This is a genomic window from Frankia sp. RB5, from assembly GCF_059816245.1.
In genome coordinates, this window is record NZ_JCBATA010000013.1 from 114,183 (window position 1) to 139,378 (window position 25,196).

General features: G+C 71.7%; 23 protein-coding genes and 1 tRNA gene. 10 read left to right on the top strand and 14 right to left on the bottom strand.

Annotation, left to right across the window (positions count from 1 at the left end; genetic code table 11):
- The first annotated feature begins 6 nt into the window (after positions 1-6).
- Positions 7-1,926 (top strand): ABC transporter ATP-binding protein, encoded by a 1,920-nt coding sequence (locus AC6EXY_RS09200; RefSeq protein ID WP_101830561.1) that lies wholly within the window; start codon positions 7-9, stop codon positions 1,924-1,926.
- 284 nt (positions 1,927-2,210) lie between these two features.
- Positions 2,211-3,836 carry a S53 family peptidase gene (locus AC6EXY_RS09205; protein WP_101830557.1) on the top strand — a complete coding sequence of 542 codons (1,626 nt, stop codon included), beginning with the start codon at positions 2,211-2,213 and terminating at the stop codon, positions 3,834-3,836.
- 174 nt (positions 3,837-4,010) lie between these two features.
- Here AC6EXY_RS09205 and AC6EXY_RS09210 read toward each other — a convergent pair whose 3' ends face one another.
- Both AC6EXY_RS09210 and AC6EXY_RS09215 read right to left on the bottom strand, forming a co-directional pair.
- Positions 4,011-4,877, bottom strand: a complete 867-nt coding sequence (locus tag AC6EXY_RS09210) for an SAM-dependent methyltransferase (RefSeq protein WP_243407245.1) — start codon at positions 4,875-4,877, stop codon at positions 4,011-4,013.
- Positions 4,878-5,129: 252 nt separating this feature from the next.
- Positions 5,130-6,368 carry an ABC transporter substrate-binding protein gene (locus tag AC6EXY_RS09215; protein WP_101830556.1) on the bottom strand — a complete coding sequence of 413 codons (1,239 nt, stop codon included), beginning with the start codon at positions 6,366-6,368 and terminating at the stop codon, positions 5,130-5,132.
- Between the two features lie 148 nt (positions 6,369-6,516).
- On the opposite strand from AC6EXY_RS09215, the gene AC6EXY_RS09220 reads away from it, so the two are divergent.
- Positions 6,517-8,649 (top strand): branched-chain amino acid ABC transporter permease, encoded by a 2,133-nt coding sequence (locus tag AC6EXY_RS09220; protein ID WP_101830555.1) that lies wholly within the window; start codon positions 6,517-6,519, stop codon positions 8,647-8,649.
- Positions 8,646-10,331 (top strand): ATP-binding cassette domain-containing protein, encoded by a 1,686-nt coding sequence (locus tag AC6EXY_RS09225; RefSeq protein ID WP_243407244.1) that lies wholly within the window; start codon positions 8,646-8,648, stop codon positions 10,329-10,331. The genes AC6EXY_RS09220 and AC6EXY_RS09225 overlap by 4 nt, the downstream gene beginning before the upstream one ends.
- 58 nt (positions 10,332-10,389) lie before the next feature.
- On the opposite strand, the gene AC6EXY_RS09230 is transcribed toward AC6EXY_RS09225, so the two are convergent.
- Positions 10,390-11,919: a toll/interleukin-1 receptor domain-containing protein gene (locus AC6EXY_RS09230; RefSeq protein ID WP_101830554.1), complete on the bottom strand. Its 1,530-nt coding sequence runs from the start codon at positions 11,917-11,919 to the stop codon at positions 10,390-10,392.
- 430 nt (positions 11,920-12,349) lie between these two features.
- Between AC6EXY_RS09230 and AC6EXY_RS09235 the strand changes: the two genes are divergently transcribed.
- A complete protein-coding gene (locus AC6EXY_RS09235) occupies positions 12,350-13,228 on the top strand; it encodes a hypothetical protein (protein WP_165818247.1) in 879 nt (292 codons plus the stop codon).
- 141 nt (positions 13,229-13,369) lie between these two features.
- Positions 13,370-13,442 (top strand) — tRNA-Arg (locus AC6EXY_RS09240).
- 119 nt (positions 13,443-13,561) lie between these two features.
- Here the strand turns inward: AC6EXY_RS09240 and AC6EXY_RS09245 are convergent.
- The 3 genes from AC6EXY_RS09245 to AC6EXY_RS09255 all read right to left on the bottom strand — a co-directional run bounded on the left by AC6EXY_RS09245 (position 13,562) and on the right by AC6EXY_RS09255 (position 15,779).
- Entirely contained in the window at positions 13,562-15,040 is a 1,479-nt protein-coding gene (locus tag AC6EXY_RS09245) for a tyrosine-type recombinase/integrase (protein ID WP_499816580.1), read from the bottom strand.
- On the bottom strand, positions 15,040-15,243 hold the full coding sequence (locus AC6EXY_RS09250) for a hypothetical protein (protein ID WP_499816581.1): 204 nt from the start codon (positions 15,241-15,243) through the stop codon (positions 15,040-15,042). The genes AC6EXY_RS09245 and AC6EXY_RS09250 overlap by 1 nt, the downstream gene beginning before the upstream one ends.
- Before the next feature lie 236 nt (positions 15,244-15,479).
- Positions 15,480-15,779, bottom strand: coding sequence for a hypothetical protein (locus AC6EXY_RS09255; RefSeq protein ID WP_499816582.1), 300 nt, complete (start codon positions 15,777-15,779; stop codon positions 15,480-15,482).
- Between the two features lie 149 nt (positions 15,780-15,928).
- Here AC6EXY_RS09255 and AC6EXY_RS09260 point away from each other — a divergent pair, with 149 nt between their 5' ends.
- Positions 15,929-16,132: a helix-turn-helix transcriptional regulator gene (locus AC6EXY_RS09260; protein ID WP_261563365.1), complete on the top strand. Its 204-nt coding sequence runs from the start codon at positions 15,929-15,931 to the stop codon at positions 16,130-16,132.
- A gap of 6 nt (positions 16,133-16,138) precedes the next feature.
- Here AC6EXY_RS09260 and AC6EXY_RS09265 read toward each other — a convergent pair whose 3' ends face one another.
- Both AC6EXY_RS09265 and AC6EXY_RS09270 read right to left on the bottom strand, forming a co-directional pair.
- The gene (locus tag AC6EXY_RS09265) at positions 16,139-16,330 is read right to left on the bottom strand and encodes a helix-turn-helix domain-containing protein (protein ID WP_044888109.1); all 192 of its coding nucleotides are present in this window, start codon (positions 16,328-16,330) and stop codon (positions 16,139-16,141) included.
- A gap of 34 nt (positions 16,331-16,364) precedes the next feature.
- Complete coding sequence (locus tag AC6EXY_RS09270; protein ID WP_499816583.1) at positions 16,365-17,993, bottom strand: replication initiator; 1,629 nt, start codon at positions 17,991-17,993, stop codon at positions 16,365-16,367.
- A gap of 368 nt (positions 17,994-18,361) precedes the next feature.
- On the opposite strand from AC6EXY_RS09270, the gene AC6EXY_RS09275 reads away from it, so the two are divergent.
- Positions 18,362-18,940, top strand: a complete 579-nt coding sequence (locus tag AC6EXY_RS09275) for a nucleoside deaminase (protein ID WP_499842324.1) — start codon at positions 18,362-18,364, stop codon at positions 18,938-18,940.
- Between the two features lie 75 nt (positions 18,941-19,015).
- Here the strand turns inward: AC6EXY_RS09275 and AC6EXY_RS09280 are convergent, their stop codons facing one another.
- From AC6EXY_RS09280 to AC6EXY_RS09290, 3 genes are all read right to left on the bottom strand, one after another.
- Positions 19,016-20,590, bottom strand: coding sequence for an FtsK/SpoIIIE domain-containing protein (locus tag AC6EXY_RS09280; RefSeq protein ID WP_499816585.1), 1,575 nt, complete (start codon positions 20,588-20,590; stop codon positions 19,016-19,018).
- Positions 20,591-20,715: 125 nt separating this feature from the next.
- Positions 20,716-20,934, bottom strand: a complete 219-nt coding sequence (locus AC6EXY_RS09285) for a hypothetical protein (protein WP_499842323.1) — start codon at positions 20,932-20,934, stop codon at positions 20,716-20,718.
- A 77-nt stretch (positions 20,935-21,011) separates the two neighbouring features.
- The gene (locus tag AC6EXY_RS09290; RefSeq protein WP_499816587.1) at positions 21,012-21,431 is read right to left on the bottom strand and encodes a plasmid replication, integration and excision activator; all 420 of its coding nucleotides are present in this window, start codon (positions 21,429-21,431) and stop codon (positions 21,012-21,014) included.
- A gap of 229 nt (positions 21,432-21,660) precedes the next feature.
- Between AC6EXY_RS09290 and AC6EXY_RS09295 the strand changes: the two genes are divergently transcribed.
- Positions 21,661-22,068, top strand: a complete 408-nt coding sequence (locus AC6EXY_RS09295; RefSeq protein WP_499816588.1) for a helix-turn-helix domain-containing protein — start codon at positions 21,661-21,663, stop codon at positions 22,066-22,068.
- Positions 22,069-22,329: 261 nt separating this feature from the next.
- Here the strand turns inward: AC6EXY_RS09295 and AC6EXY_RS09300 are convergent, their stop codons facing one another.
- Genes AC6EXY_RS09300 through AC6EXY_RS09310 form a run of 3 tightly spaced genes read right to left on the bottom strand, consistent with a single transcriptional unit; the run spans position 22,330 to position 23,631 of the window.
- Positions 22,330-22,740, bottom strand: a complete 411-nt coding sequence (locus AC6EXY_RS09300) for a hypothetical protein (RefSeq protein WP_499816589.1) — start codon at positions 22,738-22,740, stop codon at positions 22,330-22,332.
- Between the two features lie 10 nt (positions 22,741-22,750).
- Positions 22,751-23,209 (bottom strand): hypothetical protein, encoded by a 459-nt coding sequence (locus AC6EXY_RS09305; protein ID WP_499816590.1) that lies wholly within the window; start codon positions 23,207-23,209, stop codon positions 22,751-22,753.
- Positions 23,206-23,631, bottom strand: coding sequence for a hypothetical protein (locus AC6EXY_RS09310; RefSeq protein WP_499816591.1), 426 nt, complete (start codon positions 23,629-23,631; stop codon positions 23,206-23,208). The genes AC6EXY_RS09305 and AC6EXY_RS09310 overlap by 4 nt, the downstream gene beginning before the upstream one ends.
- 363 nt (positions 23,632-23,994) lie before the next feature.
- Between AC6EXY_RS09310 and AC6EXY_RS09315 the strand changes: the two genes are divergently transcribed.
- Complete coding sequence (locus AC6EXY_RS09315; RefSeq protein ID WP_499816592.1) at positions 23,995-25,053, top strand: P-loop nucleotide/nucleoside kinase family protein; 1,059 nt, start codon at positions 23,995-23,997, stop codon at positions 25,051-25,053.
- Positions 25,054-25,196 lie beyond the last annotated feature (143 nt).

Below are 25,196 nucleotides of genomic sequence, written 5' to 3' on the forward strand. Positions count from 1 at the left end.
GCCCCGATGGCCGGCCCCGGCCGGATGTTCGTCGGCCAGGGCGCCGTCGAGAAGTCCGCGGACTTCGCCGGCTCCACGCGGCGGCTGCTGGTCCTGCTGCGGCCGCAGCGGCTGGCGCTGACGGCGGCCGGCCTGCTCGCGGTCGCCGCCGTCGGGCTCAACGTGACCGGGCCGCGGCTGCTCGGCCATGCCACCGACCTGGTGTTCGCCGGGGTGTTCAGCCGGCGGCTACCCGCCGGCCAGTCGAAGGCGGAGGCCGTCGCGTCGCTGCGGGCCAGCGGGCACGGTACCCAGGCGGACCTGCTCGCTTCCCTGGACGTCACGCCCGGCCGGGGGATGGACTTCGACGCGATCGGCCGCGTCCTGCTGCTCGTCGTCGTGATCTACGCGGCGGCCGGGCTGTGTGGCGTGATCCAGGCGCGGCTGACGAACCTGGCGATCCAGCGGGTCGTCAGCCAGCTGCGGACCGACACGCAGCGAAAGATCTCCCGGCTGCCGATCCGCTACTTCGACGGCCAGGCGCGAGGCGAGGTGCTCAGCCGGGTCACCAACGACATCGACAACCTCGGCCAGAGCCTGCAGCAGAGTGTGTCCCAGCTCGTGGTGTCGGTGCTGACCGTCGTCGGCGTGCTGTCGGTGATGATCTGGATCTCCTGGCTGCTGGCGCTGGTCGCGGTCATCACCGTGCCGGTGTCGGTGATCGTGGCGGCGCGGGTCGGCAAGCTGGCCCAGCCGCAGTTCGTCGCCCAGTGGCGGGTCACCGGGCGGCTGAACGCCCACATCGAGGAGATGTACACCGGCCACACGCTGGTCCGGGCGTTCGGCCGCCAGGAGGAGTCCGCACGGGCCTTCCAGGAGTACAACGAGCAGCTCTACGCGGCGAGCTGGCGGGCGCAGAGCCTGTCCGGGTTGATGCAGCCGGCGATGATGTTCATCGGTAACATCAACTACGTGCTCGTCGCGGTGATCGGCGGGCTGCGGGTGGCCTCGGGCTCGCTGTCGATCGGCGACGTGCAGGCGTTCATCCAGTACTCGCGGCAGTTCAGCCAGCCGATGTCGCAGGTCGCCAGCATGGCGAACCTGCTGCAGTCCGGCGTGGCGTCCGCGGAGCGGGTGTTCGAGCTGCTCGACACCCCCGAGCAGGAGCCGGACCCGGTCGAGCCCGCGCGCCCCGAGCAGCCCCGCGGGCTGGTCGCCTTCGAGCACGTGGGGTTCCGCTACCAGCCGGACAAGCCGCTGATCGAGGACCTGTCGCTGGTCGCCGAGCCGGGGCACACGATCGCGATCGTCGGGCCCACCGGCGCCGGCAAGACCACGCTGATCAACCTGCTGATGCGGTTCTACGACGTGACATCCGGGCGGATCACGCTGGACGGTGTGGACATCGCCGCGATGTCCCGCGACGAGCTGCGGGCACAGATCGGCATGGTGCTGCAGGACACCTGGCTGTTCGGCGGCACGATCGCCGAGAACATCGCCTACGGCGCCGAGGGGGCCACCCGCGAGCAGATCATCGAGGCGGCGCGGGCGGCGCACGTCGACCGGTTCGTCCGTACCCTGCCCGCCGGCTACGACACGGTGCTCGACGACGAGGGCACCGGGGTCAGCGGCGGGGAGAAACAGCTGATCACCATCGCCCGCGCGTTCCTCGTCGAGCCGCTCATCCTCGTCCTCGACGAGGCGACGAGCTCGGTGGACACCCGTACCGAGGTGCTCATCCAGCACGCCATGTCGAGGCTGCGGGCGGGGCGGACGGCGTTCGTCATCGCCCATCGCCTGTCCACCATCCGCGACGCGGACACCATCCTGGTGATGGAGGACGGCGCGATCGTCGAACAGGGCGATCACCGGACGCTGGTCGACGCCGGCGGCGCCTACGCGCGGCTCTACCAGGCTCAGTTCGCCCAGGCCGTCGCCGAGATCTGAGACCGCCTCGCCGGGGCGCGCGCCCGCGTGCGCGCCCCGGCCCGGGGCGGGGCCCGGCCGAGGGCGCGGGCGCGCGTGTGCTCCTGATCTCCCGGCAGGGCCGCCCGGTCGTCCCCGACACCCGGTCGCCGGGCGCTGGATCATGCCCTGTTGGCCTTGGTCGCGCCCGCTACATGCCATTTCCTGCCCTTTCGCGGACATCGGGGTGTACGCGACGCGTCTGGGGAAGGACGCTGTGCGCCGAATGCCGGATCATCGGCATCCGCACACGTCAGGGAGGATTCATGGCCCGCCTACAGGGCTCCTACAGACCAGCGCTGGGCACACCCGTCGGAGAGGTCCCCGACGAGGCGCCGATCGACGTGACCGTCGTGCTGCGCCCCGCCGGGCAGGACACCTTCGACGCCGATCCGGACGACGTCGCCGCCGTGCGCGCCTTCGCCGAGCGGCACGGGCTGACCGTCGGCGAGGTGGACGCGCCGGCGCGCACCGTCCGGCTGCACGGTCCCGCCGCCGCCGCCCGCACCGCCTTCGACACCCCGCTCGCGCTCTACGACAGCGGCGGGCGCACCGTGCGCGGCCGGGAGGGCACCCTCGCCCTGCCCGACGAGCTCGACGAGCGGGTCGTCGCGGTCCTCGGCCTGGACGAGCGGCCCGCCGCTGAGCCCCGGCTGCGCCCCGCCGCCGCGGCCACCAGCGGCCTGACCGCCCCGCAGGTCGCCCAGGCCTACGACTTCCCGGCCGCGACCGGCGAGGGCCAGACCATCGCGATCATCGAGCTCGGCGGCGGCTTCGGCCAGGCCGACCTCGACACCTACTTCGGCGGCCTCGGCCTGCCCACCCCGCCCGTGGCGGCGGTCGGCGTGCAGGGGGCCGAGAACGTCGCCGGCCGCGACCCGCAGGGCGCCGACGGCGAGGTGCTACTCGACATCCAGGTCGCCGGCGCCGTCGCCCCGGCCGCCGCCCAGGTCGTCTACTTCGGGCCGAACACGGACGCCGGCTTCCTCGCCGCGATCAACGCCGCCGCCGCGGCGACCCCGCGGCCGGCGGCGATCAGCATCAGCTGGGGCGGCCCCGAGACGTCCTGGACCGCGCAGGCGATGCGCGCCTTCGACCAGGCCTTCGCCGCCGCCCGCGCGGCCGGGATCACGGTGCTGGCGGCCGCGGGCGACACCGGCGCCGACGACGGGACGGACCGGCCGGTCGCCGACTTCCCGGCCAGCTCGCCGAACGTCATCGCCTGCGGCGGCACGAAGCTGACCCTCGACCCCGCCGGCGGGCGCGCCGCCGAGGTGGTGTGGAACGAGGGCGCCGACTCGGCGACCGGCGGCGGCTACTCCGGGACGTTCACCCGTCCGAGCTGGCAGCCGGCGTCGGTCGGCACCCACCGCGCCCTGCCCGACATCTCCGGCAACGCCGACCCGCGCACCGGCTACCGGGTGGTCATCGACGGCAGCCCCGCGGTGGTCGGCGGGACGTCCGCCGTCGCGCCGCTGCTCGCCGGCCTCGTCGCGCGGCTGGCTCAGCTCACCGGGAAGCCGGTCGCCGACCTCGCCGGCCTCTCCTACGCGAACCCGACCGCCTTCAGTGACATCACCGCCGGCGACAACGAGGGCTACCAGGCCAGACCGGGATGGGACGCGGCGTCCGGGCTCGGCAGCCCGCTCGGCTCGAAGCTGCTCGCGGCTCTCGGCGGCGGCACGACCACCCCGCCGACGAACCCGCCGCCCACCACTCCACCGACGACTCCACCGACGACTCCACCCACGCCTCCGGGGCGGACCACCGACGCCGCGGACACGGCGCTGTGGTCGGCGGTGGGGGGATGGGCCCACGGCCGCCACACCGGCGGCAACGCCCGCGCGGCCCAGGCCGTGCTCGCCTGGGCGCGCGCCCGGCACCTGGCCTGATCCCGGCCGGCGCGGGCCCGTCCGCCACGCTCGCGCGCCGGCCAACGCCCGGCTCGCCTGGCCGGCCCGACCTGACTCACTGGACTGGCTCGCCCGGCCAGCCAGCCCGGCCTGACTCACCGGACTGGCGCTCGCCCGGCCGGACTCACTCGGCCCGGCTGGCCAGGTCGGGCCTCAGAGGATGCGGGCGATTCCGGCGTAGATGCCGGCCTGCTGGCCGGGTAGCTCGCCGTCGACCGCGCCGTCGCCGTCCGGACGCCACAGGTGGGCGGGGACGATGCCCGGGTCGAGCAGCTCGGTCCCGCCGAACAGGGCCGTCACCTCGGCCAGGGTGCGCAGCTGGGCGGAGACGCCCTGCTTGCGGTAGGAGGCGGCGGCGTCGCGCAGCGCCGGCTCGAAGTCGCCCGTGCCGTGGCTGAGCACCAGGTAGCTGCCGCTGGGCATGGCACCGACCAGCCGGCCGATGATGCCGTGCGGATCCTCGGAGTCCGGGATGAAGTGGAAGAGCGCGATGAGGGACAGCGCCACCGGCTGGGACAGGTCGAGGGTGTCACGCAGGACGGGCGCGGCGAGGATGCCATCGGGGTCGCGGACGTCGGCGTCGAGGTAGGCGGTGCGGCCCTGCGGGGTGCTGGCGAGCAGGGCCCGGGCGTGAGCCAGGACGATCGGGTCGTTGTCCGCATACACCACGCGGCACTCGGGCGCGATGCCCTGGGCGACCTCGTGCAGGTTCGGCGAGGTGGGGATTCCGGTGCCCACGTCGAGGAACTGGCGGATGCCGAGGTCACTGGCCAGGTGACGCACGGCTCGCCGCATGAAGGCCCGGTTCTGCCGGGCGGCGACGGCGATCGTCGGCGTGGCCGCGACCGCCTGATCCGCGGCCGCCCTGTCTGCCGGGAAGTTGTCCTTGCCGCCGAGGAAGTAGTCGTACATGCGCGCGGAGTGCGGGATCTCCGGGTGCAGGTCGACGGGCTTGGGCTCGTCGGCCACCGAGCGCCACCACGGCTTGCGCCCGATCTCCTCGGAGGTGTTGTCCGTCACTGTGCCCCGCCCTCTGCGTGTCCGGTCACGGCGGGCGCCGCCGGCTGCGGTGCGCCCATATGTCAGCTAATGCTCTTAATTATCAGAGGTAATCATCGCGGATGCGCGGAGAGGGTGCTGCGGAGGGTGGTGAGGCGGGTGGGCCGCGCCTGTGACCGCGTCGGACCGCCGGGCGCGGCGACATGCCATGCGCGCCCGGCGGCCCGAGAGCGGCGATCGGCCGGTCGTGCGGGCCGGCCGATCGCGGTCCGGTCAGTTGATCAGCGAGATGAGCTGCCGCCCGTCCTGCCAGGTGCCGGTGACGTCGGTGAAGGCGTTGTCCTGCCAGCGCAGCAGTCGCACCGCGGTGTTGCAGAGGGCCGGGAAGATCGTGATCTGCTTTCCGTCGCAGGTGTACGGGTGGGCCATCACGTTCGGCTCGTCGTGGGTGGCCCGCAGGGCGGTGAGCAGGCCGTCGGCGCTTGGCTGGGGCATCTTCGCGAGCAGCGTGCGCAGGTTGAGCACCGTCGAGAACGCTCCCTGCGACGCCGAGGTGCGGTCCGCGTCCGGTACGGCCTTGCGGAAGGCGGCCACGTCCGCGTCGCCGCCGCTCGGGCCGACCGGCAGGTAGCTGGAGGCGAAGTAGAGGTTCTGCGTCTTCCCGCCGGCCGCGCGGGGCACCGCCGGGGTGGCGCAGGCGCCGACGAGATAGATGTCGCTGCGGACGTTCAGCGCGGCCGCCGCCTGCACGATACGGGCGCACGCCGCCGCCTGGAAGACGACGATGATGGCGTCCGGATTGCCGGCCGCGGCCTGGGTGAGCGCGGGGGCGAAGTCCGCCGCGTCCGCCTTCTCCGCGATCAGTCTGACGTCGGTGACCCCCTTCTTGCGGAGGATGTTCCGGGAGCCCTGGATGGCTGCGGTCAGCAGGCCCGGAAGGTCCACGTACAGCGCGTGCGCGCTGCGTATGTGCTTCGTCTCGGTCAGGTAGCTGGTGATGCCGAGCAGTTCCGCCACCGAGCCCCCGGAAAGGCCGAACGCGTTCTTCGAATCGAGCTCACCACTGAGCTGTGGCGAGCCGGTGACGTAGGGAATGTGTGCCGCCTCGTATATCGGCATTGCAGCCTGGGTACCGAAGTCGACACCACCGACCACCGCGACCGGCTTTTGGGCGACGAGGCGGTTGGCGCAGTTCTGCGACGATTCCGGGGAGCCGTCCGTGGCGCAGGTGATCAACCGCAGCGGACGGCCGCCGACGCCCCCGAGGGCGCCGTTCGCGTGGTCCACGGCGGCCTGGGCGGCCCGGCGGGTCTCGGGATATGACCCAAGGGTGCTGTTCTCGACGGTGACGAACCCGAGGTTCACCGGCGGCCCGGTCAGGTGGCTCGCCGTGGAACCGTCGGCTGCTGCGCCGCCTGCCGAGCCACCGCGCTGGCTCGTGCATCCGGCGCCGGCCACGGCGACGGAGATGGCGACGGAGAACGCGAGGAGGACGCGGGAAGCTTGTCTCACGGGCGGTCAAGCTACACTCCATCTCACCCGGTTCCTGGGTGAGACCGCCGTCCAGGCGGGACGGGAGTGATGCGGTGACAGCGCGTCCGCACTTCCGTGGTGTTGCACCTCGGTCGGCGCCGATGCCGTATATCTGCTGGGGAGCACCGTGACCACCTATGTAGCCGCAATGCTGCTGGGCCTCGGGCCCGGCGCGGTGTACGCGGCGCTCGGCCTTGGGCTCGTGCTCACCTACCGGTCGTCCGGCGTCATCAACATCGCGCATGGCGCGTTCGCCATGTTCGCCACCTATCAGTATGCCGAACTTCGGGAAGTCGGCGATCTGGTGCTTCCCGTCGTCGGACTGCCACCTCGAATTCATCTGACCGACACCCCCACGTTCGGGCTGGCTTTGTCGGTATCGCTTGTGATGGCCGCGCTGCTGTCGTTGGTGGCCTACCTGGTGGTGTTCCGGCCGCTGCGGCGGGCGCAGCCGATGATGACGGTGGTCGCCGCCGTCGGGCTCACGATCGCCCTGCAGTCCGTGGCCGTCATCCAGTTCGGTTCGGACAACCGCTTCCTGCAGCCCGTCCTGCCGCAGAAGGCCGTGCACGTGTTCGGCGCGACCGTCTCCAGCGACCGGCTGCTGCTCGCCGGGATCGTGATCGTCGCCGCCGCGGCGCTGTGGGCGATGTCGCGGTGGACGACGTTCGGCCTGGCCAGCCGGGCCGTCGCGGACGACGAGGAGACGACGGCGCTGATCGGCCGGCGCCCGGGCTGGATCGCCGCGGCGAACTGGATGCTCGCCGCCGTGCTCGCCGCGCTCGCGGGCATCCTCGTCGCCCCGATCAGTGCGCTCAACCCGACGAGTTACTCGTTGTTCGTCGTGCCGGCGCTGGCCGCCGCGCTGCTCGGTGGGCTGTCGTCGTTCGGCCTGACCGTGCTCGGCGCGCTCGGCATCGGCGTCGCCCAGGCGGTGCTGCTGCCCGTGCAGCAGGACGTGAGCTGGCTCAACCAGCCCGGCCTGCGCGCGCTGCTGCCGATGATCCTGGTCCTCGCCGTGGCCGGCCGGCGCGGCGCGCTGATCCCCGGCCGCACGGCCAGCGCCGTCGTGACCGCGCCACTGCCGGTGGTCGTGCCGGCGCGGCGCCCGCTCGTCGGCCTGCTCATCGGGGTGCCGATCGGGGTCGTGGCGCTGTTCGCGCTGACCGGCGCCTACCGGCTCGGCCTGGAGCGCAGCCTCGCCGGCGCGGTGGTGTGCCTGTCGTTCGTCGTGCTCACCGGCTACGTCGGGCAGCTCTCGCTGGCGCAGATGACGATCGCCGGCGTCGCCGGCTTCCTGCTGGCCCGACTGGAGGGCGAGCTCGGGGTGCCGTTCCCGGTCGCCCCGCTGATCGCGATCGCGGCCGCCGCGGGGGCCGGGCTGTTCCTCGGCATGGTCGCGCGCCGGCTGCGCGGGCTCGACCTGGCGGTGATCACCCTCGTTGGTGGTGTGGCGATCCAGGAGGCCGTGTTCGGCAATCCGCTGGTCACCGGTGGCCTGAAAGGGTCGTCCGTGCCCAGTCCGAAGATCTTCGGACTGGACCTGGGCCTCGCCGGGCCCGGCTTCCCGCGGGTGCAGTACGGCCTGCTGTCGCTCGTCCTGTTCGCCGCGTGCGGCTACGGCGTCGCCCGGCTGCGCACCGCCGGTCTCGGCCGGCGGATGCTCGCCGTGCGGGCCAACGAGCGGGCGGCCGCCGCGGCCGGGATCGACGTGCGCCGCACCCGGGTGCTGGCATTCACCCTGTCCGCCGCGATCGCCGGCCTCGGCGGCTGCCTCATCGGCTACGGCCAGGGACGGCTGTCGTTCGACTCGTTCGGCGTCACGGCATCGCTGTTCTTCCTGGCCATCGCGGCCGTCGGCGGCGTGACAAGTGTCGGCGGCGCGCTGGTGGCCGGTCTGCTCGTCCCCGGTGGACTGGCCTTCACCCTGCTCGACCGGGTCGCGGGGCTGGGGGAGTACCAGCAGGTGCTGTGCGGGCTCGCGGTGGTCGTGCTCGCCGTCCTGCGCCCCGCCGGGCTCGTGCACCGCTCCGCCGGCGGGCCCGGGGCCGCGCGCCGCCTGCCGTTCGGCCCACCGCGGGGCCCCGACAGCCACCGCAGCCCGCAGGGCCCCGGTGCCGCGGACGCGGACGGCGGTGGCGGCGACGGCGGTGATCGCGGCGACGAGGGAAGCCCGGGGGAGACCGGCGGCCCACCCCCGGTACAGGGCGCCCAGCCCCGGCTGGCCCCGTCCGCGGTCAACCCCGGTGGTGTGTCGTGACGGTGGTGCTGTCCGTGGACATGCTCAGCGCCGGCCAGGGCCGCACCCGCATCGTCGAGGACGTCTCGTTCACCCTGGCCGCGGGCACCGTCACCGGCCTGATCGGGCCGAACGGCGCCGGCAAGACCACGCTGATCGACGCCCTCACCGGCTTCGCGACGATCTTCGCCGGCAGTGTCAGCCTGGACGGCGTCTCCCTGGCGGACCTGCCGGCGCACGCCCGCCAGCGCCACGGCCTCGCCCGGACCTTCCAGGGGCTGGAGCTGTTCGACAGCCTGGACGTCGCGGAGAACCTCGCTGTCGTCGCCCGCCCCGCGCGCGCTCCGGGTCATCTCGCCGCGCCGGGGTCCGGCGCCGCAACGGGCCAGGGGACGACGGCCACCGTGGGGGGCGCGGGCCCGCGCCGGCGCGGTGGGCGCCATGGCGCCGTTCCCGTCCGGGCCGGCAGCGCGGACGCGGAGAAGTGGGGGCTGGAGCCCGTCGCCCGTCGCCTGCCCGCGACGCTCACCCACGACGAGCGGGCCGCGGTCGCGCTCGGCCGGGCCCTCAGCGGCACCCCGAAGGTCCTGCTGCTCGACGAGCCGGCCGCCGGCCTCGACCCCGCCGACCGGCACGGGCTTGCCGGGCGGATCCGGCAGATCGCCGGGCGCGGTGTGGCCGTCCTGCTGGTCGACCACGACGTGCGGCTCGTCTTCGACGTCTGCGACCAGGTGCTCGTCCTGGACTCCGGCCGGATCGTCGCGCGCGGCCGGCCCGCGCAGGTCCGGGCCGACCCCGCCGTCCGCGCGGCTTACCTCGGCGAACCAGCGGACGGCACCGCGCCCACGCAGAGCGATGTGCCGGTGAAGGGCACGGGCGGGGCGGCTCGACCGGTGAGGGCGCAGGCGGAGATCCGGGTCCCTCGTCCGGCCAGCGGGGAACAGACGACACAGAGCACGGGGGCGGGCGCCGAGCTGCTGGTCCTCGATCGGGTGACCAGCGGCTATCACGAGGGGCCGGTGTTGCGGGAGGTCTCGCTGACCGTCCGCGCCGGGGAGATCGTCGCGCTGCTCGGAGCGAACGGCGCCGGCAAGACGACGCTGATCCGCACGGCGGCCGGGCAGCTGCCGGTCACCGCCGGCAAGGTCACGCTGCTCGGGGAACGGTCGCGCCGGGCGGGGCCGAGCGCGCTGGCCCGCCGCGGGCTGGCCGTCGTCCCGCAGGGGCGTGGGGCGCTCGCCCGGCTGACCGTCCGGGAGAACCTGAGCCTGGCCGCCGGCCGGCGCAGCCGGGACGAGATCGACCAGGTGCTGGGCTGGTTCCCGCCGCTGCGCGACCTGCTCGACCGGACGGCGGGGGAGTTGTCCGGCGGTGAACGCCAGCGGCTCGCCCTCGCGGTGGCGCTCGTCCGCCGGCCGCGGCTGCTGCTCGTCGACGAGCTGTCCTTCGGCCTCGCCCCGGGCGTGGCGCCGCGCCTGCTGAACCTGCTGCGCGGGATCGCCGCCGAGACGTCGACCGGGGTGCTGCTCGTCGAGCAGTTCGCCGCCATCGCGCTGCGCGTCGCCGACCGCGGCTACGTGCTCGACCGCGGGCGGATCGCGCTGAGCGCATCCGCAGCCGATCTCGCCGCCCGCCCCGACCTTGTCGAGGCGAGTTACCTCGGCGAGACGACCCCACCCCCCGACGAGCGGCCGTCGCCATAGCCCCGGCCGCCCATACCAGCCCCGGTTGTCCCGGTCCCGGTCCCGGTCCCGGTCCCGGTCACGGGCTTGGGCTTGGGCTTGGGCCTGGGAAGGGCGGCGCGGTCCGCGGTCGGTACCAGCCGCGGATCGAGGCGTCGATTCCCCGGCGGAACGCCGCCTTCGCGGCGTCGTTCGTCAGGCCGACAAGGTCGATGTAGGCAATGCCGCGCAGCAGGCCGTTCGGCTCACAGTCCTCGACCCGGACCGGCACCAGCTGCCGCTTCATCCCGTTCGGGTCGTCGGCCCACACGGCCGTCCACTCGGCCAGCACCCGCGGGGAGCGCAGATAGGCCGGGGAAAGCACCACCAGCATGCGCCGGGCATGGCTGATCGCCGCGTGGAGCTGAGCACCCTCGTGATGACCGGGGACGACGTTCCACGCCTGCAGATGGACCAGATAGTCGCGGGTCACGAGATCCCAGGCGAGCCATTCGCTCCACCCACCGTCCCTGTCCGCCGCCGAGATGACGAAATCCCAGCCCTGCCCGTCCGGTAGCACGGCCGCGGACGGCTCGGGCGCCACACGCCGCTCCGGCGTGGCGGACATGGACCCGAATGGCGGAATGAACGCGTTCCCGGAATGCGCCGCTGTGCGCCCGTCAGGGGAACGAAAGGCGCCGATCCAGGTTGTGAGGCGCATGGCTGGGATGTCGACGGTCACCGGCTGGGGAACGATCTGGAGGAGATCGGCGAGCTCGGACGCGGGTGTCGGTGCTCCGGTGAGCGCGGACGAGACGATCAGCACGACGTCCGCTGCCGGCTCGTCGTCGAGCAGGCGACTGAGCGAGGGCGCGTCGACAAGCCGGTACATCACCGCCGCCGCCGCCTCGGCCGCCGGTCTCCCGCCGCCGAGGCGACCTCGATGCAGAGCCATCCGGAGCCGGACGCGGTGGGCCGCGCCGTTCGCGTTGTGGGCGCTGATCGCGGTGCTCAGCGCACGGACCAGGGCAGCGACGGAGGCTGCCGGGATATCACCGGTGATCGTCGTGAGCAGGCGGGGGCCTCGGTCGTGCGGGGCGAGGGCGTGCTCCGAGAGCCCGCTGGAACGCGCGGCCTGATCGATCAGGTCACCCAGGCCGTGCCAGCCGGCTGGCACCAACGTGCCGGCGGGGCCCCGCAGCACCGGATCGAGCGCGACCAGCACCCCCTCCGCTCCAGCCTGACACGCCGTCGCATGGTCGCCGGACACCCCCATCTCAGGTGCCGTTTCCGGCTTCGTCGACGGTGGCCGGACAACGCCCGCGCGAAAGACCGGGTTTTCGGGGAAATCCCGCAGCGCGGCGGCGAGTATGACATGCCGGCCGTCCGGAAGCGCGCCGAGGCCCAGGTTGTGGTTGACCTCCTCCCAGAACTCCAGCGAGGTGCGCTCCGACCAGCCGGGATGCTGGGAACGGCGCAGCCCCGCGCGCTCCAGCAGGGAGGTGGCGCTGGCCGGCCGGGCGAATGCCTGCGCGAGCATGCGCACTTCCTCGATGGTCAGCCGATCCGTCACCATTCCCCCGGAATTCAGGCCGCGAGCTTCTGGGCTCGCGAAGAATCTTTGTCCCATGCCCGCACCACCGTCGCCGCGACATGCGACGGCCGGACGTTCCTCGCTGATGGTACGCGGACGTCCCCACGCCGTGAACGCGCGAATTCGGCTGCTGTCCTCCTGTCGTTGTCGGTCCCGCGAGTACGCGGCCCGCCGTTGTCTCCATCAGCGCGGGACGGCCGGTGTGACTCTTGACCGGCACGCCCGATGACTTCATACTGCAACGATTCGGTTGCGCCCGGCATGCGGAAGAGTGGCGCGATGTGTCCAACTCGAACGGCCATCACTGTCCTGAGCAGCGGCCGCCGGTGGTCGAGATCGCACCTGGTTCCGCGGGCTGCGTGGTGCCGTGTCGGGGGGGCACATCATCGTCGGCGATTCCCGCACCGTCCGTCTTCCAGCGGGCTGGGCGGTGACCACAGGCGGGCCGAGAAGCGACGGTGAGGTCGTGCGGCAGTGCGGCGGCTACTTCACCGGACCTCAGTACACGCAGATTCTGCGGCGATTCACCCCCGGCTCACCGCCGACCCACGCATCGGTCGAGCATGGCGGCGCATCCCTGCCATGGGCCACGGTCTGCTACGCACCGCGTGCCGGGGACACGATGCTCGGCCTCGCCGTCCGCTCCTGGCGCCAGCCGGACGACGAGATCCACGAGGGTGATGGTCGGCCGGTCATGACGACCGGGTTCCTCTGCGTCCCGTTCGCCAGCCTACGTGCCGCGCCCGTCTCGTACACCGGCCTGTACGACGCGGCGCTGCGGCTCGATCCCGACAGTCACCCGGACGACGCCGAGCCGATCGAGATCGACGTGGCGGCCTTCCGCCCTGACGACGTCCAGATCGCGTTGGCCGAGCTCGGGGTCGACGTGCGCACCGCGGCGGCCACGGCGGCCGCCCTCCTCGCACATCCGGTCAGGGTGTACGGCGCGCCGGCAGGCGAACCGTGGGAGCGGACGGCGAACCAGCTGCGCTACCTGGAGGCGATCGCGTCGCTGTTGCCATATGGCCAGCGGGCTCGACTGGTCGCCAGTACCTGGTGCGGGCAGGACGGGTCCAACCGGGTCCGCCTCGCCTTCGGCTCCACGGCCGGTGTGGGCGCGACCGACGGGATGGCGGTCCCGTGGGGTCGACGGGACCGCATCCTGCGGACGCTGCGCGGCGACGCCCGCACCTACTACCACCTGCTGGTCGGCCTGATCGAGGAACGGCACTGGACGCTGACGGACGTGGCCACCTGTCTCGCCGACCTGCGTGATCCACGACCCGTGACGGATGCCGGCTACGCCGTGGACGCCCTGGCCCGCCTCATCCGGCTGGGTCCGTGATCCCTGCGACGTCGAACCCCTCTCCTCCCACACTCACCCCACGCATCGGACGAACTACATGTGTGCCGGCACCCCTGCCCCGGCCGGGTCGGTCCGGCCGTGTTGTAAGCTGGCGACGCCGGCCACCACGGTGGCGGGTACGCGCTCGTAGCTCAACGGACAGAGCATCTGACTACGGATCAGAAGGTTGGGGGTTCGATTCCCTCCGAGCGCACGCAAGGTTGAGACAGGCCGGAGCCCCGCACCCCCATCCAAGGTGCGGGGCTCTGCCGCTTCCCGGGCCGCAAGTACTGCAGTTAGTACTGCAATTGGCGGACGGTACTGCAGGACGACTCAGGCGGCACCCTCGTCTGCCTCACTCTCCGTAGCGGTGGCCGGGTTCCGGAGCCGGGTGAGGATGTCGTCCATGCTGCGGGCCGTCCCCCGCCGGACGTCCGCCAGAACGTCGATGTAGATGTCCGCCGTCGTGGCCAGCCGGGTGTGCCGCAGCAGCGCGCGAATCTCGTTCAGGTCGACGCCGGCCCGGAACAGCATCGTCGCCGCCGTGTGGCGGAGGTCGTGCACGCGCGTGTGCCGCACCTCAGCCCGCTCACACACCGCGTCCCACCACCGGTTGACGTTGCGCGGGTCGACCTTCCGCCCGAGCGCGGTAGTGAACACCAGTCCGGGGTCTTCCCACCGGATGACCTTCAGGTCCGCCGGAGTCCCGGACTCCCCGTCGGGGATGTTCTGCTCGGCCATGGCCGCCAGGTCCTTTTCTGCCTGTTCTGCCTTGGCGTTGAGGTCGGCTTTCGCGTCGTCCTGCCGCCGCCGGTGCTCGCGGAGCATCGTGACGACCATGTCGGGCAGTGCGAGAACCGCCTTTGAACCCCTCGTCTTCAGGTCATCCTCCTCGACGAGTTCCCAGCGCTGCCGGCCGGTCTCCGGATCCATTCCCGCCTTGCGACGCCGCTGCTTACGCACCACGGCGACCGTGCCCGCATCGAGGTCGAGGGCATCCCAGCGCAGTGCGAGCGCCTCTCCCTTGCGCAGCCCGAGCGCCAGCAGCACCAGCCACAGCGCGGACATCCGGTCCACGAGCGCGACCGCGACAACCCGACGGGCTTCTTCCTCGGTGAGCGCCCGTATCGGCGCATCGGCCTTCCTCGGCGGCTGAACGAGAGCGGCGACGTTCCGGGTCAGCAGTTCCTCCCGGACCGCGTCATTCAACGCCGCGGTGAGGATCACCAGCAGGTAGCGCACCGACCGGGCCGACAGCGGCTTGATCGGCTTGGGCTCGGGTCGAGCGGCCGGCTTCTTCGGCGCCGCCGAACGTCGAGCCGGGCGGGACTGGTCTGCCTTCTCGCGCTCCGCCGCCTTGCGGGCCGCCTCAGCCTCCCAGGCCGCGCGCTGCGCCAGACCCGCGGACGACGGCTCGGTGAGCTTGCGTGTCATCCACTGGCGGACGTGCGCGGTGGACAGCTTGCGCAGCTCGTGACGACCGAGGATCGGCGTGATGTGCAGCCGGACCTGATCGGCATACGACTCGGCCGTGGACTCGGCGAGCGTTCCAGCGACCACGCGGGAGGGCAGAACGACGGTCACCCACTGATCGAGGTAGGCAGCCACCGTCATGCGTGTCGTGACGAGTGGCACCCCGTCCTGCACCGCCCGGAGCGCGGCAGTGATCTTCCCTCGGACGTCGTCCTTCGTCTTGCCGTAGAACGTCGGGCGGGTGCCGTCAGGCATGCTGACCTGACCGGCCCAACTGTTGCGGTACCGGTAGATCGAGCCTTCGCCGTTGCCGCGTCTGCTGCCCTTTCCCTCGGCCATCAGGCCACGTCCAGGGGGTTGCCGTCGGGCCATTCGACGGCGTCGCACCAGGGGCAGCCGTAGGGGCTGTCTTCCATGTCGCAGGCGAACTTGGTCTCTCCGTCGGTCTGCGGGTAGGCGCGTCCCTGGCCGCGGTTGGCGCGGTCGAGGTGGTCGTTCAGCGCCTGTACGAGGCTCACCCGTCGTGGGGTGTTGGTGGGCATGGCGGGTTTGGCTCCTTGCCGAAAGAACGGGCGCGCGGGTCGCGGGTGGCGTTGTCCGGCGCGGGTGGGGTTTCCGTTCTCTGGCGCTGGGATGGTCTGTCGGGTCGCCGGCCGCGTCCAGGGCGCTGCGCGTCGCTACGCGATCGGCCTTCGGCCGACCCTGGACCCGTCCACCGCCCCGACAGCTTCAGGCGCTACCAGAGAACGGAAGAAAAATGGGTGGGGCAGGGGGTCCGCTACGGGCGGGTTCCGCTCGCCGCCGCCGGTGCCGTCGGGGTGATGCCCCCGGTGGGCTCGGAGTCCGGACCGCCGGGCACCGCACGGAAGATCATGGTGAGGTCGATGTCGCCGAAGTGCTCGGTCAGGAAGGCGTCGACCGGCAGTCGGGCGAGGACCTCGGCGATCTCGCGGGCATCAGCACCAGGGCGAACCGTCAGCGCGTACACGCCGGGTCGGACGATGCTGGCCACGATCAGCGGCACGTCTGCGCCGGGGGTCTGGCGGGGGTCCGGGGTGTCGGACGGGAAGATGGGCATGGGTCTCTCTCCTGTTCGAGCAGGAAGGGATCAAGGTTCCGGTCGGGTGTTGGCGCACGCGGCCGGAACCGCCTCAACGTGACTGGACGACCGTCCAGTGGCGCCCACGGTACACGTGGCGCTGGACGGTCGTCCAGTAGATTGCGGGTATGACGCAACCGCTCATGGGAGCGGCGGAGATCGCCCGCCGGCTTGGTGTCGGGCGAACGCGGGTGAACCAGCTTCTGAAGGAAGACCCGACGTTCCCCGCGCCGTATGCCTCCCTGGCCGCCGGTCACATCTGGCGGACCGACGACGTCGAAGCGTGGATTGCCGAACACCGGCCCGACCCCCCGCCGTCCGGCGGGCCGTGAGGGCGGTCATGCGGCCTGTCCGTCGTCGAGGCCGCGGAGCCGGTTGACGAAGGCGTGCAGTGAGGCCGACGGGATGCGTCGGGCGCGGCCGATGTGGACGGATTCGAGGTCGCCGCTGTTGAGCAGGTCGTAGATGGTGCTGCGGCTGACGCCGAGCAGGTCGGCGGCCTCGGTCGGGGTGAGCAGGAGCTTGGTCACGGGGGCTCTCCAGGCTTGCCGGGGCGGGGGATGCTCAGGCCGCGTCGGCCAGCGGTGGCCCGGTTGCCGAACCCTGGCCGGTGCCTGCCCTGCCTCCTGCTCCGGTGTCCTGTCCGAGCTGTGCGCGCCAGGCGTGGCGTTGGGCGATGGCGTGCAACATCAGGTGTTCGCGGCGGGGTGCGGCCGGGTCGCCGGGGCGTAGCAGGGTCCAGGCGAGACGGGCCGGATCGTCTTCGGGTGCGGCCGGGCCGGTGCCGGTGGCGCCGAGTGCTGCGAGTTGCTGGCGGATGAAGTCGACCCGGTCGTGGCGGTGGTCGGTGAGGGTCTTGCCGGACCATCGGCGGGAGACCAGCACCCGCCGGCCGCCGAAGCCCAACGTTTCGCGCCGGTGTGCTTTGCCGGTGCACCGGCCGGGGGTGAGGTCCCGGCGGGGGTTGCGGGGTTGGATGCCGTAGCGCAGCCAGTTCGCACACGTCGGGGAGCACGGTTCGTAGCGCAGGGCGTCCGCGAGCCGGTCGACGTGCGCCCGTTGCCGGTCGGTGTCGATGGCGTGGCAGGCGTCGAGGCTCTTCGTCAGGTATTTGGTCAGGTAGCCGATCATTCGGCCGGTGTTCGTCGAGTTCGCGGTCACCCCGTCCGCGCGGAGCTGCGCGCCGAACCGCACCACATGGGCGGGTTCGTCGTCCTCGCCGATCGCGTCGAGCGCCGCATCCCAGGACGGCAGCGGGACGCCGGTGTCGGGATCGTGGTAGCCGCCGGTGGTGTCGTCCCAGACGGGCAGATGCTGATCGTCGTAGACCGGCCGGTCCGCGGAGGGCCACCAGACCTGGTGGTAGGTGGCCGCCGCGACCAGGCGCAGCATCACCCGGGGCACGGTGCCGCGGATCGCGGCGTGCAGGTGGGGGGCCAACCGGCGTTGGGGTTCGAGTGCGGCGAAGTACTGCACATCCCAGCCGACCGCGCGGCGCAGGTTCTGCCAGAACCGGTCCAGCAGCTTCGGGAAGTGGATCGCGTCCCGCGCCGCCCGCCGATAGTCGTACGAGCCCGGGTCCACCGGCGTGCCGTCGGAACGCACCCGCCCGTACGAGTCGCAGGTCAGAGTCAGGAACATCGACGGCCGCCACACCGTCCCGTCCGGCGCGGTGAACGTCCGCCCGACCGTCCGCCGCTCGACGGGAAGCCGGGGCAGGTCGGGGGCATCCTGGCGACGCTTCGTCGAGCGGACCCGACGCGGCCGGTCCCGGTCTTCCGGTGCGATCCGCCCGCGGACACCGAGGTCAGACAGTTCCTGGTCGACCTGGCCGATCAGTTCGTCGATCTCCCCGACCTGGACCGTGTCGCCGGCCGCCAGGACCTCACCACGCGCTTCCTCCAGGTCCGCCCGCAGGACGGCAAGCGCCTTGGCGTCATCCGTGGGCGGGTCGGGGTCGGGAACGGGTTCGTCGTCGAGATGCCATCCCGTCTTGCACTGCGCCATCCGCAGCCGCCGGGCCCGGTCCGCGCACGGCGGGCACTTGCTCGCCAGGGTGGCGCCGCAGGGAACGGGGATGATCTGCGTTTCGCCGGTGTCCAGGCTGGTCCGGCGCATCGCCAGCGGCCGGACGCACACCCCGTTGTCCAACGCGACCGCCTCGACGACGTGGCGGGCCAGCGGCGAACGCATCCGCGCCGCCCGAGAACCAGGCCGGTCGACCGGCGGCCTGGGACCCGACGGTTCACTGTCGTTCGCGTCAAATGTCTTCGGATCGGCGGAAACCAGAGGCATGGCCGTGACAGGAGGGGCAGTGGAGATCATCGGCCGGGGGGATCCTCCAAAATGTCGGGTCCAAGTCATGTAGTGGGCGCAGCCCTACCACGGACCGGCAGCGGCAGCGCCCGATGTTTTTTCAGGTCGAATCCCCACGTATCGTCCCAAGGTGTGCCGAGTAGTCCGGATAGTACGGGGGTCGGGTTGTCGGAATTGCGCAATGGCCGCCCGAGGAGCAGACGATCAGCCATCCTGGACAGATGGATTTTCCGTGGCCAACGGTGATGTCCCTGGCGTGGGAGGCGTATCGAGCCGGAAGCCTCCCGATCGGCGCGGTCGTCCTGGACGGTTCCGGCACGCTGGTCGGGCGGGCGCGCAGCACCCGGCACGAGGACATCCAGATTCCCGGTCAGCTTGCCAACACGCGGATCGCGCACGCCGAGGTCAACGCACTCGCCCAGCTTCCTTGTCGAGGCTCTTTTCAACAGCACGTTCTGTACACCAACGTGGAGCCCTGCTGCCTCTGTATGGGCGCTGCCCTGCAAACTGGGGTCGGAGTCCTCCACTTCGGCTGGAGAGATCACTACGGCGGGGCAGCCTCGATGACCGTCCGCAACCCTCAGCTCAGCCGCCGCAGATTCACCGTCGTCGAGCCCGTCGACGAGGTGGTGGAAACGGTGACCGGGCTGCTTATGACCTGCCATTACTATTACCGGAGCCCTGGACGCGGGTACGAAAGCGTTCCCTGGCGAGAGGAGATGCCCGAACTTGTCAACATCGCTGCGCAACCGTCTGTGGCCTCCGTCATCGCCGAGGCTGCCGCGAGCGATGCGAGTATCGACGCACTGGCCGACGCGACCTGAGGGCTCTGCTCGGCATCGCCGCCCCCTGACCATTTGACCCGCTGGTCCTGCTCGCCGCCGCATTACTCGCCACGATTACGCGGCCTGGTCGAGGCCGTCGAGCGGGTCGGAGTCGTCGCCGTCGTCGAGGTAGTTGTTCACGTCCGGGGTCCAGCCGCCGGCCGCGGATGCGGGCCGGTAGTGGGTGACGACCCGGCCGATCTCGACGTCATCCACGTAGGCGGCGCGGACGCGGATCGGGTCGGGGTTGCCGTCGTGCAGCACGTAGCCGACCCCGGGCAGTGCGCGGGGGATCTCCTCGGCGCGGGCACCGCGTTCCCGGGCGCCGTTGCCAAGGACGAGGTCGGCTTGGTCGGTTTCGGTCATCCGTAGCGCGACGCGGACCGGGAACAGGTCCCGGAACGGCAGCACCTCCTTACGCGGGTCCTGCACCGCGGCCACGACCACCACCCCGGGTGCGCGGCCCTGGGACAGCAGCAGCGGCAGCGCCGCCCCGATCCGCTTCTTCAGCTCCCGATCGGTCACATAGGCGGTCAGCGAGGCGATCTCGTCGACCACGACGACGATCAGCGGCTCTTCCCGGGTCGGCAGGTGCAGGCGGGTATTGCCCGCCAGCGCGGCCGTACGGTCCTGCATCCGGCTCACCGCGTCGTCGAGGAGATCGGCGATGCTGTCCGTGGTGGTGGCGAAGCGGGTGAACAGCGGACGGCCGAAGGCCAGTTCCATCCCGCCCTTCGGATCACACACCCACAGCTCCACCAGCCCAGCGGCCACCGCCGGTGCCAGGCCGCGCAGCAGCCCCCACAGCACCGAGCCCTTGCCCGCCCCCGTCGCCCCCGCGATCAGCACATGCGAACCGCGCACGGGCAGCGTCCAGGCGGATCCGTCCTCGCAGCGGCCCACCGGCACCGCCGACAGGCCCGCCACCAGCTCACCCCGCCCCGATGACGACCGGGTGGAACGGGGATGGTCACCGGCAGCGCCGGCCGGGTCAGGGCCGGCGCCGTCGGAGTCGTCGAGCGCGGTCGGGGGAACCGGGCGGGCCAGCGAGTCATGCCGGTGGAAGGCGACCCGCACGAACCGGAACGTCTCGGCGTGCACCTGGCAGCGGCGCGCCCGGAAGACGTGCCGCAGTGCTTCGGCCTGCTCCGCCCACTGCGCCGGGGTCTGGCCGGGCAGCAGTTCCACCCGCAGCACGTCCACCGCCCGCGACGAGCGGATGGAGCGGATCCGGGGGAAGTACTCGTCGAAGGTCACCTGGTCGCCGGTCGACGCGGGCATGCGGATCGCAAGGTCGGTGTGGACCATCGCCGGCTTCCACCGCCACCGGTAGACGAAGGTCAGCCGGGCACGGCCCCACAGCCACCAGGCCACCGGCCAGAACGACCGGCTATGCACCCGCCACCACACCATCCCGACCGCCACCAGGCCGCCGAGCAGCACCCCCAGCCCGAGCAGGCCGAAGCGGTGCACGAACAGCAGCACCCCGACCGCAGCGGCGACCGCGACCCGATGCCGCCAGCAGCCCCGCACCGCCAGCGCCAGCCCCTTACCGGCCACCGCGAGTAGCAGCATCCACAGCGGCACACGCACCTTCTCGGTACGGGTTGGTACCCGCGGGAAACGCTGGTCACCGTTGATTCTGGACATGGCAATACCACCCGCTTTTCGAGCGCACGAAACCAGGGACGGGAAAGGCGAAAGGAGGAGGGCCGGGCGGCCCGGAATCCGGAAACGGGTATCCGGGCCGCCCAGTCGAACCGGCCGAGTGCGAGCTACGCGGCCCGCGGATCCGCCGAGTCGGCGGCATCGTCGGAGTCGAACCGGATGCGTTCGCACTCCACGAGGTAGTCGTTCACCGCCGCGATCAGTTCATAGGCGAATTCGACATGATCCGAGGTGACCGCGTTCGACATCGCCGACACCGACACCGACGTCAGCCCGAGCCGGACCGCGAGGATCGGCGACCGGTCCGGATAGGTGTGGCAGGACACAGACCAATCCGCGCCGACGTGAAGACTGTGATGCGTCGAGGAGCGCAGACCGTCGATGGCCGGCCGAATGCGTCCGGTCATGCGGCCGCCGCCGGACCCGAACGCCGCCCCGGCATCGTGCCCGGGGGTCGCATGTTGGCAGCCCGCAGCGAGTAGGCGATCTTCGGCCGTTCGGCGTTGCGTCGGTCGATGTAGGGAGTGATCGACAGCCCGTCGAACTCGACCGGGCGGAACGGCGTACCCGGCAGCAGGTCGGGCGGCACGGGTTGTACCGCCGCCGTCATCCGGATCTTCACCTCGTTCGTCCGGGCCGCCGGGTCCGCGTCGATGACCTTGACCTGCCAGACCAGCTCTCCGGTCTCCTCGTCCCGCTGCTGCGCGTCGGCCACCCCGGCCCTGACCTTGTCGAAGTCGTTGACCGGGTCGACGCCGACCACGAAGGCTCCCGCCGGGAACACTGCGTCGAACGCGGCAGGAATGCGCCTCGGTACCGCCATGGATCCCCCTTCCTGAGATCGTCCCCACCGGCCGGACCAGCCCCACCGGTTGGGTACGGATCGAGAATGCTCCGCCAGAAGAGCGCTTTTCAAGCGGTATATCGGCGGTGCATGAGCAGTCGGGATCGAAAAAGGCCGTGACGGCATGAAGCTATGCACGCCATGCCGGGTCGATATGGCCATTGACCAGGTCAGCTACGGGCAATGCGAATTCGCTAGCATGCCGTGCATGACTGATCGTTCCGGTCCCGTCCGCGTTCCCGATTCCGGCCGGGACTCCGACGGCGAGGATTGGACGGCCGTAGCGCAGGCCATCAACATCAGGATGACCGCCCGCCGTATCGGGCAACAGGAGCTCGCCGACCGGGCCGGCATCGCCGTGTCCACGCTGCGGCTGGTGCAGCACGGTGCGACCCGCCGCGTGCGTACCAAGACCCTGTCGGCCATCTCCCGGGCTCTCGACTGGCCCGACGATCACCTTGTGCGTGTTCTGACCGGTGACCACGTGGCAGTGCCCGCGGCAGTGGACGAGACCGCGGCGCTGGGGCGGCAGATCCTCGAAGGCGTCCGCGACATCCGCGACGACCTACGGGCGCTCGTTCGCCGCCTGGACGACCTCGACGGGCTCCAACGCTGACGTGCCGCCGGGAAACTCACTCCTATGGGCAGTTGTCTGCCGTCCCCGGGGCACCGCGGACGTCCGCGCACACGCGAAGACCCCGGACCTCGGTCGGAGGGGAGAGGTCCGGGGTCTTCCTGTGGCCGGCGGTGTGCGACCCGTCGGATCACCGGCCACGTTCAGGGTGGGAGGACCCCACCGCCCCCGGATGGGAGGAGGTGGAAGGGCAGGGTCCTCCCGGGTGACAGGTCGGACGGTCGATTCCGGCCGGTCACCGGCTCAGGTGGGGAGTGTCAGCTCCCACACGGTGTGTTCGGTCCAGGACCCGGCGGCGCTCACCCGCACCTCATGCGGTCGGCCTCGATACCCATGCTGGAACCGGGATGCGGCGACGATGGGAGCGCGTTGGCCGATCGGACCGCGTCGGATCGGCAGATCCTGGGCGTAACACAGCGCCACGGTCGTGCTGGCGAACGGGGTTCCCTGCCGGTGGATCGCCACGGTCGCGGCGGTCCCCAGGACCGCGGCCCGCACCGCGGCATCTTCCAGGAACGGCGCTGTGACGGGCTGGAACTCGGCCACGAGAGCCACCAACGGCCCGCCCCGCGTGGACTCCCCGGCCCCTGACGGCTCCGCGATCAGCAGTCCGTCCACGTCCGGCACGCTCAGCGAGGGCAGAGGGCTTCCCAAAATCATGATCTTAGGCACCGGGCAGCAGCTCCCACGCCGTGTAGTCCACGGTCCGACCGCCGGTCTCCACCCGCATCCGGTGCGGCACCGGTGTGACGGCAACATCGAGATCTTCCGGCCCGGGGGCCACGCCGACCGTCACCACGGCCAGATCCCGATCACCGGCCCACTCCCGCTCCCCGCGGATGTACCGGCCGATCAGGAACGCCACCCCGGTCTCCATCACCGTCGCCTCCGACGGCCACACCGTCACCGTCCCCCCGCCGGTACCGGCCACGGTGCTCAGCGCCCAGCCGACCAATCGCCTCCCGCCACGCGCCGGTAGGAAGTCGGTGTGCACGTGACCGCCGCTGTCACGGGCCACTAACGGTCCGGCGACGAGCAGCCCGGCGCGGCCGGGATGGAGCAATCGGGGGATGTCCTCGGCCGGCACCTCCCACGTCCGCGGCCCCACCCGAGCTCCGCTCACCGTGCCGTCCCCGCGGCAACAGACAGGCCCGGCAGCACGAGCGCGTTCGCATAGCCCTGTTCCCGTGCGTACTCTCTCGCCTCTGTTCCGGACAGAAACCAGCCGATCACGCCCGCCAGGGTTCCGCGGGGACTGCGCACCACCAGCGCCCACCGGATCCGGTGCACCCTGGACGCCGCGTCGGCGGTGTTCCCCTGTCCCGCCGTCTTCCCTGTGGCCGGCTTTCGCGGCAGGAACAGGTCCCGCCTGGAACACGTCGAGCTCACCCGGACGGGCGTAGGCGCGGCATCCGCAGCCGCATCGCTGACGCTGCCCGCCTCGCCACACAGATCAAGGCGCGGCAGCGTGGCACTCGGCGTGCCCGTCCCGCGTGCCCGTTGCCTGCCGTTTATCGCTGTCCCCTTCGTCGTCTCCTCGCCCACGCCACCCATCCCGACGGGTCGGACGCCCGCAGGGTCGCCCGGCGACCAACCACGGATCGGCGCGGATGTCGTGACCAGCTCTGGTGTCGACGCCGCCCGCGGAGGAACACTCGGCACGGACGGCGCCGACTGCGGACAAGACTCACCGGAACCGGGCAGCCACGGAATGTCGAGACGGCATGGAGCGACGGCATTCCAGCGCCGCCGTCCCCGCAGCACTATGGGCAGCTCAGCGCCGGTCCGGCGCCCTTTGACCGCTCGATCCGGACTTGTGATGCCGAGACGACATCGGCCCAGCTATGCTCACCGTGCTGATCTGCTTACGCGGCTTGCCCTGATCTGCCACCGACCGAAGAGCGATGAATGACCGCCGATCCCGAATCCGCCTGGCAGCGCTACACCGTCTCCTCGGAGCTGCTGCACCGCGACGACATGGCCGACGCCCTACGCGGCCGGGACTTCGGCGCCGCGTTCCTGCTCATGCGCAAGTGGGATCACGTCAGCCAGGACCGCATAGCCTCGTCGATCGAGGGGTTCAGTCAGTCCCGGGTGAGCCGCATCGCCGGCGGCAAGGCGAAGGTCGAAGAGGTCGAGGTCATCGAGCGGATCGCCGACGGCCTACGCATCCCCGGCGCCATGGTCGGCCTGGCGCCTCGCCCCTGGGAAGTCCCCGGAGCCGCAGGCGTCGCACCGCGACCGCCGCGGGAGACGTTGCGGGTGCCCACCCACCTTCGGGAACAGGCGGGTGGGGCGTTCGGCGCACCGCCGGTGCTGCCCCGCCGCGACGAGGTCACCGACTCCATCCGCCAGCTTCTCGCCTGCATCGAACCCCCCGCTGCCAGCCGAGGCCGCCGGGTCGAGCTTCCCCCGATCGACCTCGAAGCGAAGATCCTCAATGCGTGGAGTTCGGGTCGGCCGCGGGAGGGCTCCCCGGTCCTGGTGATGGTGGCCGGGTTCCCGGGCTCGGGGAAGACGGAGTTCGCCCGGTTCATCTGCGAGATCACCGGCTGGTCGTTGCTCGACAAGGACACGATGAGCCGCCCGCTGACCGAGTCCCTGTTGCTGTCGATGGACACCGACCCGAACGACCGCCAGGGCGAGGTCTACACCGGCCGGATCCGCCCGTTGGAGTACCGGGCGATGTTCGACACCGCGTTCGACAACCTGCGCTTGGGCCTGCCCACGGTCGTGACCGCCCCGTTCGTGCGTGAGCTGACGGACGCGGCGTGGATGGAGCGGATGAAGAAGCGGTGCGCGAAGGCCGGCGCGGCGATCGCCGTGGTCTGGCTACGCTGCGACATCGACTCCCAGCGCGACTACCTCGAATCCCGCGACGCCGCCCGCGACGCATGGAAGCTGTCCTACTGGGACGAATACGTGGCCACCATCGACCCCGACCAGCGGCCCGTGTGCACCCACTGAGCATTTTCAAAGTTAATTTTTTTAGATTCCTTCCTGTTCCAGGACGAAGACGGCTTGGGTGAATGTGCCGACCCGGCGTGGGCAGCCGCGGAAGCGGCTGAAGACGCGCCAGTTTTTCAGGACCGCGAAGCCGCGCTCGCCGG